Source organism: Lentibacillus sp. JNUCC-1 (assembly GCF_009741735.1).
Classification (GTDB): Bacteria; Bacillota; Bacilli; order Bacillales; family Amphibacillaceae; genus Lentibacillus_B.
This window is the reverse complement of the sequence record NZ_WHOH01000001.1, coordinates 146,898-161,234: the sequence shown is the minus strand read 5'-3', so window position 1 is coordinate 161,234 and position 14,337 is coordinate 146,898. Positions and strand designations below refer to the sequence as shown.

Below are 14,337 nucleotides of genomic sequence, written 5' to 3'. Positions count from 1 at the left end.
CTCGTTTAACAGGTGCTGGATCATCTATCTTGGTCTGTGTTTACCCGGTTTGAAACTGGATAAACATGAGAACGGGGCAAGGGGTATTTACTTTTTGGAAAAATGAGGGTAATATATTTAGGGACACGAAACAAAGAGGGCGGCGGCACTGATGCGATTTTTTCAAGAATGGATCGAACAGTTTAAAACTTATAATCAAAATGTCAAGCTGGCCCTGATTGCCAACATTTTTTCACAAATAGGGCTTGGCATGTTTATGGTGATTTATAATTTCTACATACGGGAGCTTGGATACAGCCAGGATGTGAACGGAGAGATTATTGCTCTTCAAGCACTTGCTATGGCGATTATACTTGTTCCTGCAGGCATTATGAGCGATCGATTGGGACGTAGGCGTGTAATGATGTATGGGGCGGTTGCTTCAGGTCTGGTTCTGGTCACTAGAAGTATCATTGAACTCGAATCATTGCTGCTGCTCACTGGTTTTGGCACTGGGTTGTTTACAGCTTTTTTGCAAGTCTCAACGATTCCATGGCTCGCAGAAAACTCCACCGCCAAACAGCGGGTCCATTTATTTAGTTTGCACGCAGCACTTGTAACGGTTGCACAGGTAGCTGGCAGTCTTCTGGGCGGTTTTTTGACAGATATCTTTGCCTATGTGACTCATGACTTAGCCAGTATTCGATACACATTGATTGTTGGAAGCGTGTTTTATTTATTGGCTTTTTTCCCTATAGTTAAAATGACAGAGGCACCGAAAAAAAAGCCGGATCCTTCTGTGAAGGTAAGGCCATTACTGTTTTTTAAAGCAAATTTAAATGGTTTCAAGATCATTGCTTTGTTTGCTTTTGCCCAGTTGTTGATTGGATTCGGAAGCGGCTTGGTCATCCCCTATTTAAATTTGTATTTTGCAGATCGTTTTGCAGCGTCTAATTCCATGGTTGGAATGATTATCTCACTTGGTCAAGCAGCAACGGCTGTTGCCATGTTTATTGGCCCTGCAGTTGTCAGGGAAATTGGGGAGGTGCGAGCTGTTGTCTTTCTGCAGCTTGCATCACTTCCTTTTTTACTGCTGACTGCCTATACACAAAATCTGCTTTGGGCGACGTTAGGCTTCTTGTTTAGACAAGCACTTATGAATGCAGGTAACCCGATTCAAATGTCGTTGATGATGTCCAAGGTCAATGATTCTGTAAGGGGCTTGGCAAATTCAATAAACCAAATGGTGTTTCAGTTGGGATGGGCGTTTATGGGACCGGTCTCAACGGGAATTGTAATAAAGTACGGGTCGTATTGGGGATATGCCAACGTGTTCTCTATTACTGCGCTGCTTTATTTAACAGGGTCACTTTATTTCTTTTTTGTATTTAAAAAGCTTACACCATCCAAGGATTCAGCTCATATATAATTTAATCTAGATTGTAAATGATACAAAGGAAAGACAAAGTGTTAATAAAAGGAGGCGTCTAAATGGAATTGAGAGTCAAGTGGGAACAAGGAATGGCTTTTTCCAGCGAAACCCCATCAGGCCATCGCTTGAGGATGGACGCGAACGAAGCTGTTGGAGGACAAAACACAGGGGCCCGTCCGACCGAATTCCTGTTAAATGCTGTTGCAGGCTGTACAGGTATTGATACCTTATCGATCTTAAAGAAAATGCGGATCGAACCTGAAGCATTTCACATGGATTTAACAAGTGAACGCGCGGAAGAGCATCCAAAACGATTTACGAAAATCCATATTGAATATGTGTTGACGGGTAATCTACCTGAAGACAAGGTGGCAAGAGCGATTCAATTGTCTATGGATAAGTATTGTACGGTGTCTCATTCTCTTAATGCTGAAATGTCAGCAAGCTATTCTATAAACGGTTATAAAAGCAAACTTGTTTAAAAAGAGCCGGCATATGATCCATTTGAATGGATGCGTACGCCGGCTTTGTGTGCTCGCTTAATGTAATGTCTCCTGAAAATGATCAAAAGTATCCAGTGCCAGTGTCACTCCTTGGGAAAACGCGGCACCGCCTCCGAGTGCTGCACTGACTGCGATTGTTTCTGCGATTTCCTCTTCTGTTGCCCCGTTTACGGCAGCCCCTTTTGCATGATAAATAATGCAATAATCATCTTTGGCATAAATACTGATGGCAAGGGCAGTAAGCTGTTTTTGCTTTCGACTAAGTGCGCCCTCTTTAAAACAGGCTTCGGTAAATTTAAAATACCCTTCTGCCATATTAGGCAAAGACATTTCGATCCGGCTGGATCCTTGCTTGTAATCCAATATGGATTGCTCAAAATAATTGATAGCTTCATTTTGTTGGTGCTCATTTTCCATGCGGTAATCACTCCATTTTTTATAAATAACCTGTTTTATTTTGACACCACATCTACAAAGTAATACATGGCAGATGATGTCAAAACACATTACCATAACGACAAAACCTTCAAAAATACGTTATACTGGAAGAAGACGATTACGCTTACCTGAAAACAGAGACAAAGTGAGACGTTGTGAAAACTTGAATGATTTTTTTAACAATCGAAAGATGGGGAGGAGATCGATTATGAAGATATTTCATACGGCGGATTGGCATTTGGGGAAGCTTGTGCAAGGGGTATATATGACTGAAGACCAGCGCTTTGTACTGGAGCAATTCAAAACAGCAATTGACCAGGAAAAACCGGATGTTGTGATTATCGCGGGTGACTTATATGATCGGGCAGTTCCCCCAACGGATGCCGTTCACTTACTGGATGAAGTTTTAGAGGATATTGTGCTTAAAAAAGGCACACCTGTTATAGCCATAGCCGGAAATCATGACAGTCCAGGACGTCTGCATTTCGGGAGTCGCATTATGCAGCACAATGGGTTACATATGACTGGACAATTAAGCCAAGAATTAAAGCCGGTTATTCTTCATGATAACTATGGAGAGGTCCATTTCCATCAGGTTCCATATTGTGATCCAAGCGTTGTCAGACATGTTTTTGAAGATGATACAGTTAAAAGCCATGATGATGCTATGAAAACAATCGTATCCCACATTGAAGAAACAATGGACCCTGATGCTCGACATGTCTTTGTTGGACATGCATTTGTAACGCCGCATGGAGAGGCAGAAGATAATACGAGCGACTCAGAACGACCATTATCTGTTGGGGGTGCAGAGTATGTGAATGCCCGCCACTTTGTCCCGTTTCATTATACAGCGCTCGGTCACTTGCACCAGGCGCATTATGTACTGAATGACACCGTTCGTTATGCCGGCTCTCTCTTGAAATATTCCAGTTCGGAAGTTGCTCATCAAAAGGGTTATCTGATCATCGACATGAACGCAGAAGGACAAGTAGAGGTGGAAAAACGCTTATTCACACCAATGAGGGATATGCGTGTCATCGAGTCATCTATTGAGGAACTCATGGATCAGGAAGTCAATGAAGATTATGTATTTGTACGTCTAACCGACGAAACCCCTGTACTCTCACCAATGGAAAAAGTGCGCTCCGTTTATCCGAACGCTATGCATGTAGAGCGGACATCAGTTACGCCGTTCGCTCAAACTTCTGGCGAAAAGGGAAAACCACGGACTGAGATGGATGCCATTGAGCTATTCTCAGCCTTTTATAAAGAAGTGGAAGGCCAGAAGCCGTCCGAAGAAACCGAATCAATTTTTAAAGATGTTCTCGATGAGTTGCTTCAGGAAGAAAAAGAAACCGAAACAGATCATATTAATTTAACCACACATTCTTAAGGGGAGGTGATCTGCAAATGAAACCATTGGTATTAACGATGACGGCATTTGGTCCGTATAAAGACAAAGAAACGATCGATTTTACTGAACTGGAAGATAACCGTTTGTTTGTCATAGCGGGGAATACCGGTGCAGGAAAAACAACCATATTTGATGGGATTAGCTTTGCTTTGTATGGCGAGGCGAGTGGACAAGACCGAGATAAAAGCCTTATGTTGAGAAGTGATTTTGCTGATGATGATGTACATACATCTGTAGAGTTGTTATTTACCATTCACGGAAGAACATACCGGATCTTACGCCAGCTTGGGCATGTGAAAGCAGGCAATAAATCAAAAACAGGAGAACGATATGAATTTTTTGAGCGGCTCGAATCCGGTGATGAAATCCCGTGTGTAGACCGGCAAATGGTGTCTGAAATTGATCGTAAAGTTGAAGCCTTGATCGGACTGACACAGGACCAATTCAAACAAATTGTCATGCTTCCGCAAGGAGAATTCCGTAAACTGCTTACATCCAAAACAGAGAACAAGGAAGAAATTTTGCGGCGGTTGTTTAAAACAGATGCCTATAAACAAATCAGTGAACGGTTGCGCACCCGCAAAGAGGCATCAGAACAAGCTTACAATCGAAAAAAACAGACATTTGATCATTACGTTGGTACTATAGAGGCGGTCTTACCAAAAAGGGAAGACTCTGTTTTATTTGAAGTCGTTGAAAGTGAACATATGAATGTGAATCATATACTGTCCGGATTTGATGAAGAACTTCTTTTCTATCGTGATCGGATTGAAGCTGATGAAAAGGAGTACCACGCAGCTTATCATGCCCATAATGAAAAACAGGCAGAATGGCACCAGGCAAAAGCACTTAATGAATCGTTTGAAGATCTTGCTGTTAAAAAAGACAAGCTAGACACTTTGAACCAACAAGTTCCTGACTACAAAATCAAAGAGAGAAAGCTTGAAACAGCACAGCGGGCAGGGAACATTGAGCCTTATGAAAAACAAACTGAAGCAAGCCGGCAAACAGAAAAAGTAAAAGTGAATCAATTGAAGAATGCTGAAACGGCTAAGAAAAATGCTGAAAAAGCATACGAAAATGCTGAAGCACATCATAAAATAGAACAAGAAAAACAGGCAGAGCGGGATGAGGCAAGGCGAAATCTGGACAAGTTAAAAGAGTATGTTCCTGCTGTAGAAGCCTTTAGGGACATTGAAAAACGGCTCACTTCACTGCACAAAACAAAAGAACAGGTTGAAACAGAGTTGGCGCAACTGCAGAACAAGGCCGATGCTGTGAAAAAAGAGACATTAGTCAAAAAGCAAACATTAGACAAGATTGATTCAATTCCATCATTACTCTCTGAGAAAACGATTCAACTGGAAAAAATGCGTGAAGAGGCACGAGTTCTCCGCGAATTCTTAACAGCTCAAAAGAATGTTGAAGAATTTAGGCGAGATGTTCAAACAAAACAAAAAAGCTATGAAAAAGCCAAAAAAGCTTATGATCAGGCGGAAACAGCCTGGCTTAATAACCATGCTGAACTGCTCGCCACTAGGCTTCACGATGGAGAAGCATGTCCAGTTTGCGGAAGTACGTCACACCCTATGAAAGCAAACACCCATTCCGATGGTGTAACGAAACAATCGCTTGATAACGCTAAGTATGAACTTGACCGAGAAGACCAATCTTACCGGGAAGCAAAAGCCCATTTGCATACATCAGAAAGCACCTTAACCACTCAATCGGAGGCAGTTCGAACATACGTGGATAATCTGGACAAAGTAAAAGAGCTTTATGACGATCTCGTTCCACGCGGCCAAGAACTCAAAGCGCAGATTCAATCGTTAACAAATCAAGACAAACAACGTACAGCTCTGAAAAAAGAAGTAGAAACTTTTGAAGAACAGTTTAACACGCTCGAAAAACAGCTAAAGGAAAAAGAGCATGCGGTACAAGAAGCTAAGACGAATGTCGATAAAGCAAAAGCTGTGTATGAGGACCGTGTCACAACGATACCGGAAATCTATCGCGACTTGGAGAAATTAAAGCAAACGGTTAAACAAGCAGAGCGCTATAAACAGCAGCTTGAATCAGCCTGGGACCAAGCGCAAACGCAACTACAACACGCTAAACAGACATTCACACAAACTGAAACCAGCTATGAACATGTACAGAAACAACTTCTGGAAGCAGAAAACAACAGGAAAGAACACGAAAAGCAGTTCGACGAGCAGCTGAAGCAGGCGGGGTTTACATCGCAACAGGCTTATCAGGAAGCGAAAATGGATGCAGCATCAATTCAAACACTTAAGGAATCTATCGAATCATTTAAACAGCAGCGCATACTTCTAATGGAACAAACCACCGAGCTTGCCAAAAAACTTGAAGGTAAAAGGAAAAAGGACATCACAGCTTTAGAGAAAGAAAAAGAGACACTTAAGACTGCGTATGAGACTGCTTTCAAAATGTGGAAACAATCAGAGGATTACTACAGGGAAGCGAAAAATCTGCAAGTTCAAATCGAGAAAGCTCACGAGGAAGTTGTGGCAGCAGATCGTCAATTAGGACGCTTAACGCATTTACATGATGTGATCCGCGGGCAGAATGCTCAAAAAGTTTCGTTTGAACGGTATCTGCAAATTGAATACTTAGAACAGATTATTGAAGCTGCTAACGAACGGCTGAGACATCTGTCAAACGGACAATTTTATTTAATCCGGAGTGATCGTCAAGAGGCTCATGGGCGCCAGAGCGGTCTTGGACTTGATATTTACGACGCCTATACAGGACAAAACAGAGATGTTAAAACCTTATCAGGCGGTGAAAAATTCAACGCCTCTCTATGTCTCGCACTTGGCATGTCTGATGTGATTCAGAGTTTTCAAGGTGGCGTTTCGATTGAGACAATGTTTATTGATGAGGGCTTTGGGACACTTGATGAGGAAGCTTTGCATAAAGCAATAGATACGCTTATTGAATTGCAGCAGTCAGGCCGTATGATAGGCGTTATATCACACGTGCAAGAACTCAAAACCATCTTCCCAGCTGTCCTTGAAGTAAAGAAGACTAAAGAAGGGTCAAGCCGTACAGCATTTTTAGTTAAGTAAAGACTGGAATCTGCTTTCCAGTCTTTTTTCTTTTACGAACGTCCATGACGTTTGTTTTTCTTATTGTCGAGATTCAGGAACTCGGTGTCTTCAGACATTTCTACTTCATAGCCTTCATGTTGTTTATTGAATTTGTTACGGTTATTCTGTTTGCCTTTATCCTTGTTGCGGTTTTTATTTTGCTCTGACATTACAACACTCCTCTTTTACTTGGTTAGGTTTAGGATGTCCTGTTTTCGTTTGAATATGAATAAGAAAAACTTTTAAGGGATTTTAATTAATGTTTGCTTTAGGTTGTGTTAGTATTTATCTTTGTACGGTTCAAGTATGCGTAATCCCTTGAATCATACAAAAATAAGAGAAAGAAGGGTAAACTATTATTAAGAGACAAGCTGTATACAGTAACCTCGTAAAGATGATGATGGTGGTTGGAATTGCGATTCTGTTTACAGGATGCAGCGACAACAATGAAAATAGTGGAGAAGAAGCGGGTGATAAGGGATCGGAGGAAAAGTCAACAATCAAAATTGGTTTGGACCCTTATGACTATGCCACCGTTCCAGCCTATTTGTCAGCTGTCATTCTCGAAAATGAAGGTTTTGAAGTTGATATTAAAGAAGCAGAGGTTGGTATTTTGTATCAGGCCTTATCAAGTCAGGATATTGATGCCTTTATCGATATTTGGAGACCCAATTTGCACAGCGAATATATAGAGGAATACGATGATTCGTTTGAAACAGCTGGAAAGTTATTCTCTGACATGCCACTGGGAATGGGCGTTCCGACTTACATGGAAGACATCAACAGTATCGAAGACCTGAGGGAACATGCAGATGAGTTTGATCATACGATTTACTCCATTGAGCCAGGCAGTGGTATGGGAAAGACCACAGAAGTAATGGTTGAGGATTATGAAATGGATGACTTTGAAATTAGCAACAGCAGTGTTGCCGGCATGATGGCCCAGATGAAAAAGTTAATAGAAAAAGAAGAGCCGATCGCATTTAATGCTTGGCGCCCACACCCAATGTTTGTTAACTATGACATCAAATTTTTGGAAGACCCGAGAAATTCGTGGAAGCTTGATGACGTTGAAGTTGGCGTAACGCCTCAACTTGAAGAAGAGGCTCCGACGGCGTATACGTTGTTTTCCAATATGGAACTTGATCTTGATATGGTTGAAGAATGGCTTATTTCGCTTGATGAGGGTGAAAAACCAAGAGACCTGGCTGAAGCCTGGATTGAAGAACACCAGGATACAGTTGATGAGTGGTTGGGTAAGTAATCCATCGCTATAGGAGTAACAAAAATGACCTCGTTACGATTGTACGAGGTCATTTTTTTCAAGATATGCTATAATAAAATTCTGCATAATATGATTGAACAAAGGGGGATCAACATCGACATGACAGAGAAGGATGAAAGACTATATGCCATGCTGATTTATTTGACTAGTTTTTTTACAACCTTCATAGGTCCGCTTGTTATTTGGATTATAAAGCGAGAGGAATCATCATTGGTGGACTTCCATGGTAAGCAGTATTTGAACTTTCTGATCTCGTATGCGATTTATTCATTTGTAGGCACCATATTAATTTTTGTAATCATAGGTATCGTTGCACTAATCGCACTCGGTATTATGGCTTTTGTTTTTACAATTATTGCTGCTATCAAAGCTTACGACGGTAAATATTACAAAATACCAACTGTTATTCAATTCATTAAGTAAACAAAAATCACCGGTCATGCATTAGATTGCATGACCGGTGATTTTTTTAATGAGACTGATCATATTGATTGACTTCGAATAGATCAATCAGTTCAATGTCAGGATGTTTATCTTTGAACCAATTCAAGGAAAACGCATTTTTAAACAAAACGACGTCATTTCCATTTCTGTTTCTGACAAGCATGTTGCGTTCGTCAAATAGAGAGGGGTCTGCATCTTCAGGCTGGATCCACCGAGGCAATCGTTCTCCAATCGGTTCCATCATAACGTCCACATTGTATTCATTTTTCATTCTATGACGAAAGACTTCATATTGCAGCTCGCCGACTGCTCCCAGTATGTGTGCATCCGTGCTTCGTTTTTTATAAAGTTGTATAGCGCCTTCTTGAACGAGCTGTTCAATCCCCTTGGTATACTGTTTGGATTTCATAGCGTTTTTCGGTGCCACGCTCTGAAACAGTTCTGGTGGAAATTGAGGGAGTTCATCATATTCAAAAGCACTACGGCCATCATACAAAGTGTCTCCTATTTGATACACATTCGGATCATAGATACCAATGATATCACCGGCATAAGCTTCTTCGATTGTATCTCTGGAGGAGGCAATAAATTGCTGAGACTGAGCCAGTTTAATTGCTTTACCGGTACGTGACAATTTCACCGTCATGCCTCTATGAAAAACACCGGAACAAACCCGTAAAAAGGCGACTCGGTCCCGATGGGCGGGATTCATGTTGGCTTGAATTTTAAAAATAAATCCTGAAAAAGCCTCGTAATCCGGTTGAACCAAACCCGCGGTCGACTTTCGCGGTGCGGGAGGCGGAGCCATAGAAATAAAAGTGTCAAAAAACGTTTGAACACCAAACGGCGCAAGGGCACTGCCAAAGAATACCGGTGTTTGTTCACCTGCTAATATGGCATCCATGGAAAAGGTTTCGCCTGCTTCCTCAACAAGCGCCAATTCATTTCGGCTTGCTTCAAATGTTGCATTAGCCGTTAATTCTCGGTGTTTTTCATGATCCAATTCGTTGTAGGGGATGCCTATTTCCTGTTCATTACCCGTATATTGAACGAATTGCTCATTATGACGGTCAAAAATACCGAGAAATCTTTTTCCCATTCCAACAGGCCAGTTCATTGGATAGGTTTCAATGTCTAATACCTCTTCAATTTGTTCCAATAATTCAAGCGGTTCACGACCTTCACGGTCAAGTTTGTTGATGAATGTAAAAATGGGTATCCCGCGCATACGACATACTTTAAACAGCTTGATCGTTTGTGCCTCAATGCCTTTTGTGGCATCAATCATCATGACTACACTGTCAACAGCTGTAAGTGTTCTGTAAGTATCTTCACTGAAGTCCTCGTGGCCTGGTGTATCCAGAATATTGATGTGATAACCTTTGTAGGGGAAGTTCATCACGCTGGAGGTAACGGATATGCCACGTTGTTTTTCAATATCCATCCAATCTGATGTGGCATATTTTCCTGATTTTTTTCCTTTTACAGTCCCTGCTGAACGAATCAGGTTACCGAAAAATAGTAGCTTTTCAGTCATCGTTGTCTTACCAGCATCAGGGTGTGAAATAATGGCGAATGTACGTCGGTTGTCAACATGGTCTTTCAGTTGCATATAAATCCCTTCTTCTATTTTAATATCTTGATTAATTGTTGTGTTTTCATTTTAGCACTGTTAAAACATAGCATGGGGCGGATACAGGCGTCAATATGCAAGCATAGGTTGGATAAAAAAGATCCTGTTTCTTATAGGAGAAACAGGATCTTTTGACAACGAATTATGTGTGGCTGTTATATGCAGTAAAGCTCTGGGCTACTTTTTCTCTGCCTTCATGAATGCCTGGATGAAATTGAATTGAGGCATTTTCGCGTGTTTGTATCACATTTTGTATGGCACTTTCAATACCATGCTCAATGAGATCGACAGCGTCCATCGAATCTCTGACAATGGAAAGACCTGCGACAGTCCCTTGAGCTCTTGCTACTTTGGCACTTTCGATACCGGTGATATTTCCAGCTACATATAATCCTTCAAGTGGTGTTTCCATTCTCTCATTGTGAACAGGCACGTGCCCTCCTAGTTCTTCTACATACTGAAAAGGGCACCCAGCTACCGCTGCAAGCTCTGCAAGTGGGTAAAGTCCTCCTGCAATACAGACAAAATCAACTGCAATTTTTTCCTCGGTGCCCTTAATAGGTGCGCCTTCAGGTGTAACTTTGCATATGGTGACAGCCTCGACCTGGTCTGTACCATGGATTTCTGTTACAGCCTTTCGGACATGAATGGGCATGCCCCACATTTTCACACCACCCGACGGGTAAAATGACACGGCCAGATCCCTGATCCATTTTGCTTTTGCAAACTTGCTTCCAAAACGCAGAAAAGCAGAAGGAGCCAAATGGGCAATTCGCATAAGACCGTCCATGACCTTTTTGGGGTGTGCATGATCTGCAGTGACTGAGTTATAAGCAGGAAGAACCATGCTGTCCAGGTCAACTCCAGCCAACTGCATTTCGCGTGCAATAGCTGCAGACAGCACATTAATACCTACGACTATACCTTTTTGGCCGACTTTCACCCTATGAACGTTCGTCATCACTTGGGCTGCGCCGATCGACATGACCCCAGGGAGTGTCCATCCGGGAACAGGTGCAGCAGATTCTGCAGCACCCGTTGCAATAAGCAGTTTTTTACTGTGCAACAAGCCTTTATTTGTATGAACTGTGTAGCCGGCATCTGTTTTTTCGATATGGTGAGCGGATACGCCACAGCGAATGTCTGTTTCAAGTGTTTCTGCCTTATCGAGCAATTGATCTGTTTCGTATATACCATTCCACCATTCGCCGCTTGGCTCTTGATGCAATTGGCCAAGCAGACGTCCACCCGGCTTTGGAAATTCATCTATGACAGCGACACTTAAGTCCCATTCGCGACACGCTATAGCAGCTGATAAACCCGCAGGTCCTGCTCCGACAACTAAAACATCATACATGTGGATCACCAGCCTCTTGCTTGGCGAAATCAGCATATGTTTTTGGAAGTTTATGCGCGTCATGATGCTGAGAGTCAAGAGGGAGCGCCTCTTTTTGTCCACTTTTAACCTCCATGCCCTCTCTTATCGGCGTCAGACACGCACGAACACCATCAGCACCGTCAACCGTTGTCCGACACTCAAAACAATGTCCGATATTACAGTAAATTCCCCGAGGGGTGCCGGTCTCCTCATGAACACGTAACCTTCTTACCCCATTTGCCAAAAGAGCGGAAGCAATCGTATCACCTTTAAACCCTTTATATGTATGACCGTCAAATGTAAAAGTCACCTCTTCACGGTCTTGCATGCGTCCCAGAACAGGGTGCTCTGTAATTCTCTTTTGTTTATTCATCTTCAGTCTGCCCTCCAAGCGTCGCCAAAGTTACCGGTCGCACCGGCGGCTGTACTTTTAATGGTATTTGATCACTTGGTTTTTCTCCGGTAATATCTTCAAGCACTTTATCTACAGCTGGCCTGCACGTTCGGCCGCCACAATATCCCATGCCTGCTCGCGTTCTGAGTTTAACCTCGCGAGCTGATGCTTCGTATTGGTCTGCAGTTTCTTTAATATCCTTCAATGAAACTTCCTCACATCTGCAAATAATCATATCATCCATACAATATACCTCCCGACTACCATACAATGAAATGGCTTACATTAAGAATTACACAAAGATTGACATCTTATTTACAGCTATTCTAACATATATGTTACTATGGTATTAGCATTTTACCTAAAATAAAAAACAAATTTTGAAATACATAAAAGAGCGGGGAGGATGTGCTACATGGCAGCAAAACACCATGCAGAAGTTGCGATCATCGGAGGAGGTATTATGGGGTGTGCGATAGCTTACTATGTTTCAAAAGCTGGTTTTGATTGCATGCTCATCGAAAAAGGGGATATCGCAAGCGGGACATCTTCCCGTTGTGACGGCAACATTACGATTGTGGACAAAGATCCTGGATTTGACAGCAAGATGTCAATGGTGAGCCAGGAATTAACAGTTGATCTTGCCAAGGAACTTGAGATTCCATTCGAATACCGCCCACTGGGGAGTATCCTCGTATGTGATAATGATCAAGAAATGGAAGCGGCTATTGATTGGGTTAAAATTCAAAATGAAGCCGGATTAAAATTCAATGTGTTGGATCGTTCTGATATCAAGCAAGAATCACCTTTTTTTGCAGATGATATTCCTGGCGGGCTTGAATGTGAAACAGACTCCCTAATAAATCCTTATTTATTTTGTTATGCACTGATCGACAAAGCAAAACAGTACGGATTAAAACTGTTTACCCAGAGAGAGGTTACCGGACTGGCAAAAAAGGATGCATTTGAAATCTCCACTTCAAACGGTGAATTTACTGCAAAGAAAGTAATTAATGCTGCTGGCGTGTGGGCGCCGTTTCTTGGTGAAATGCTGGATGTTGATATTCCAATCAAACCTAGAAAAGGCCATATTATGGTTGGAGCACGCCAAGAACCTGTCATGATGCGAAATGTGATGGAGTTCGGGTATCTGATGAATAAATTCGAACGTGAACGCATAGCTGATGAGGAAACACAAAAGCACGGCGTAGCCTTAGTACTTGAGCCCACCGAGAGCCAGAATTTCCTTCTTGGATCAAGCCGTGAATTTGTCGGTTATGACGGGCGCGTGGATATTAACGTGATTCGAACAATGGCGAGACGGGCGATGCGCTTTTACCCGAAAATGGATGATTTTACAATGATCCGGGCATATACCGGTTTCAGACCTTGGACAGAAGACCATTTGCCGATTGTTTCTGAAGTAGAAGAGATACCAGGTTTTTATATAGCAGCAGGCCATGAAGGTGACGGAATCAGTCTTGCCACCGTTACAGGAAAACTTATTCAGCAAATGATCAGTGAAGAAGAAACCATAATCCCAGTGGATCCGCTTAGATTTGACCGATTTCAGAAAGTCACAAGTTCATAAGAAGTTGCAGACAAAGTCGCATGGCGTTTCAGTTAAAAAAAGAAACGCTGCGACTTTTGTTTTAAGTATTATTATAATTAGAACAACACAATTTAAGTAAACTGCGAACTAACTAGTTACTAGTTAGATTTAATTCGGGATTTTATGACTACTCCTTGCAACCGCTCGGGGAAAACACTCCGCGTCCAGTGGGCGCTGATGAGCCTCGGGCCCACAGGACGTGGGTCATGAAGGCGTTGCGACAGGACGTCGCGGGTTTTAGCCTTCCTTCCCCAAATGCGCGCTGTGGGGTCTCACCGAGGCTTTTCATCCCACAGGAGTCTCCGTGTTTTCCCCGAGCTTGGTATGAGAGGTTATTCTCTAACTCTTATGTGAGTAGAACCGTCCTAGCCACTGAATTACATAGAGTGATTGGAGCGGAGGGAAGTCGACTCCTGCGGGAACAGCACGAGTCCGAAGACCCCACAGCGGAAATCACGACGCTCTAACAAACATATATGGTTCAATTTGGATATATCGGAAATTTTGCATGCGATATCGGAAATTCTGAGGGTTATATCGGAATTTTTGAAGAGTATATCGACGTTTTCAACTCATATATCGGAAAATCACATAAAATTGCCATATAAGTCGTAACTTAAAACTTCCCCGAAAACTTTTATGTAGGTTTATAAAGTTTTCTCTGGTTCGCAGTTTGTGTCTATTATTCTTAATTTGAAAAGTGCTTTTA

The 14,337-nt window shown here is 42.2% G+C and carries 13 protein-coding genes; 7 read left to right on the top strand and 6 right to left on the bottom strand.

Features of this window, described 5'->3' with window-relative positions:
- The first annotated feature begins 151 nt into the window (after positions 1-151).
- Positions 152-1,408, top strand: a complete 1,257-nt coding sequence (locus tag JNUCC1_RS00830) for an MFS transporter (protein ID WP_156643583.1) — start codon at positions 152-154, stop codon at positions 1,406-1,408.
- A 62-nt stretch (positions 1,409-1,470) separates the two neighbouring features.
- The gene (locus JNUCC1_RS00825; RefSeq protein ID WP_156643582.1) at positions 1,471-1,893 is read left to right on the top strand and encodes an OsmC family protein; all 423 of its coding nucleotides are present in this window, start codon (positions 1,471-1,473) and stop codon (positions 1,891-1,893) included.
- Between the two features lie 57 nt (positions 1,894-1,950).
- Here the strand turns inward: JNUCC1_RS00825 and JNUCC1_RS00820 are convergent, their stop codons facing one another.
- Positions 1,951-2,331: a carboxymuconolactone decarboxylase family protein gene (locus tag JNUCC1_RS00820; protein ID WP_156643581.1), complete on the bottom strand. Its 381-nt coding sequence runs from the start codon at positions 2,329-2,331 to the stop codon at positions 1,951-1,953.
- 229 nt (positions 2,332-2,560) lie between these two features.
- Here JNUCC1_RS00820 and JNUCC1_RS00815 point away from each other — a divergent pair, with 229 nt between their 5' ends.
- Both JNUCC1_RS00815 and JNUCC1_RS00810 read left to right on the top strand, forming a co-directional pair.
- Positions 2,561-3,748, top strand: a complete 1,188-nt coding sequence (locus JNUCC1_RS00815; protein WP_156643580.1) for an exonuclease SbcCD subunit D — start codon at positions 2,561-2,563, stop codon at positions 3,746-3,748.
- A 17-nt stretch (positions 3,749-3,765) separates the two neighbouring features.
- The gene (locus tag JNUCC1_RS00810; protein ID WP_156643579.1) at positions 3,766-6,861 is read left to right on the top strand and encodes an AAA family ATPase; all 3,096 of its coding nucleotides are present in this window, start codon (positions 3,766-3,768) and stop codon (positions 6,859-6,861) included.
- A gap of 32 nt (positions 6,862-6,893) precedes the next feature.
- On the opposite strand, the gene JNUCC1_RS18120 is transcribed toward JNUCC1_RS00810, so the two are convergent.
- On the bottom strand, positions 6,894-7,052 hold the full coding sequence (locus JNUCC1_RS18120) for a hypothetical protein (protein ID WP_197431585.1): 159 nt from the start codon (positions 7,050-7,052) through the stop codon (positions 6,894-6,896).
- Positions 7,053-7,276: 224 nt separating this feature from the next.
- Between JNUCC1_RS18120 and JNUCC1_RS00805 the strand changes: the two genes are divergently transcribed.
- Together JNUCC1_RS00805 and JNUCC1_RS00800 are read left to right on the top strand one after the other, a co-directional pair.
- The gene (locus JNUCC1_RS00805) at positions 7,277-8,146 is read left to right on the top strand and encodes a glycine betaine ABC transporter substrate-binding protein (protein ID WP_156643578.1); all 870 of its coding nucleotides are present in this window, start codon (positions 7,277-7,279) and stop codon (positions 8,144-8,146) included.
- A gap of 90 nt (positions 8,147-8,236) precedes the next feature.
- Entirely contained in the window at positions 8,237-8,590 is a 354-nt protein-coding gene (locus JNUCC1_RS00800) for a DUF4870 domain-containing protein (protein ID WP_231746925.1), read from the top strand.
- A gap of 46 nt (positions 8,591-8,636) precedes the next feature.
- Here the strand turns inward: JNUCC1_RS00800 and JNUCC1_RS00795 are convergent, their stop codons facing one another.
- The 4 genes from JNUCC1_RS00795 to JNUCC1_RS00780 all read right to left on the bottom strand — a co-directional run bounded on the left by JNUCC1_RS00795 (position 8,637) and on the right by JNUCC1_RS00780 (position 12,260).
- Complete coding sequence (locus JNUCC1_RS00795; RefSeq protein ID WP_156643577.1) at positions 8,637-10,223, bottom strand: peptide chain release factor 3; 1,587 nt, start codon at positions 10,221-10,223, stop codon at positions 8,637-8,639.
- 163 nt (positions 10,224-10,386) lie between these two features.
- Positions 10,387-11,601, bottom strand: a complete 1,215-nt coding sequence (locus JNUCC1_RS00790; RefSeq protein WP_156643576.1) for an NAD(P)/FAD-dependent oxidoreductase — start codon at positions 11,599-11,601, stop codon at positions 10,387-10,389.
- Positions 11,594-11,995: a (2Fe-2S)-binding protein gene (locus JNUCC1_RS00785; RefSeq protein ID WP_156643575.1), complete on the bottom strand. Its 402-nt coding sequence runs from the start codon at positions 11,993-11,995 to the stop codon at positions 11,594-11,596. Before JNUCC1_RS00785 ends, JNUCC1_RS00790 begins: the two co-directional genes overlap by 8 nt.
- Positions 11,988-12,260, bottom strand: coding sequence for a (2Fe-2S)-binding protein (locus JNUCC1_RS00780; protein WP_156643574.1), 273 nt, complete (start codon positions 12,258-12,260; stop codon positions 11,988-11,990). The genes JNUCC1_RS00785 and JNUCC1_RS00780 overlap by 8 nt, the downstream gene beginning before the upstream one ends.
- A gap of 171 nt (positions 12,261-12,431) precedes the next feature.
- Here JNUCC1_RS00780 and JNUCC1_RS00775 point away from each other — a divergent pair, with 171 nt between their 5' ends.
- Positions 12,432-13,607 carry an NAD(P)/FAD-dependent oxidoreductase gene (locus tag JNUCC1_RS00775; RefSeq protein ID WP_156643573.1) on the top strand — a complete coding sequence of 392 codons (1,176 nt, stop codon included), beginning with the start codon at positions 12,432-12,434 and terminating at the stop codon, positions 13,605-13,607.
- Positions 13,608-14,337: the final 730 nt, after the last annotated feature.

Coding starts and splice junctions, on each gene's coding strand:
- JNUCC1_RS00825 (WP_156643582.1), top strand. CDS start 1,471: ATGGAATTGAGAGTCAAGTGGGAACAAGGAATGGCTTTTTCCAGCGAA.
- JNUCC1_RS00815 (WP_156643580.1), top strand. CDS start 2,561: ATGAAGATATTTCATACGGCGGATTGGCATTTGGGGAAGCTTGTGCAA.
- JNUCC1_RS00800 (WP_231746925.1), top strand. CDS start 8,237: ATGATTGAACAAAGGGGGATCAACATCGACATGACAGAGAAGGATGAA.
- JNUCC1_RS18120 (WP_197431585.1), bottom strand. CDS start 7,052: ATGTCAGAGCAAAATAAAAACCGCAACAAGGATAAAGGCAAACAGAAT.
- JNUCC1_RS00810 (WP_156643579.1), top strand. CDS start 3,766: ATGAAACCATTGGTATTAACGATGACGGCATTTGGTCCGTATAAAGAC.
- JNUCC1_RS00780 (WP_156643574.1), bottom strand. CDS start 12,260: ATGGATGATATGATTATTTGCAGATGTGAGGAAGTTTCATTGAAGGAT.
- JNUCC1_RS00775 (WP_156643573.1), top strand. CDS start 12,432: ATGGCAGCAAAACACCATGCAGAAGTTGCGATCATCGGAGGAGGTATT.
- JNUCC1_RS00820 (WP_156643581.1), bottom strand. CDS start 2,331: ATGGAAAATGAGCACCAACAAAATGAAGCTATCAATTATTTTGAGCAA.
- JNUCC1_RS00795 (WP_156643577.1), bottom strand. CDS start 10,223: ATGCAACTGAAAGACCATGTTGACAACCGACGTACATTCGCCATTATT.
- JNUCC1_RS00830 (WP_156643583.1), top strand. CDS start 152: ATGCGATTTTTTCAAGAATGGATCGAACAGTTTAAAACTTATAATCAA.
- JNUCC1_RS00790 (WP_156643576.1), bottom strand. CDS start 11,601: ATGTATGATGTTTTAGTTGTCGGAGCAGGACCTGCGGGTTTATCAGCT.
- JNUCC1_RS00805 (WP_156643578.1), top strand. CDS start 7,277: ATGATGATGGTGGTTGGAATTGCGATTCTGTTTACAGGATGCAGCGAC.
- JNUCC1_RS00785 (WP_156643575.1), bottom strand. CDS start 11,995: ATGAATAAACAAAAGAGAATTACAGAGCACCCTGTTCTGGGACGCATG.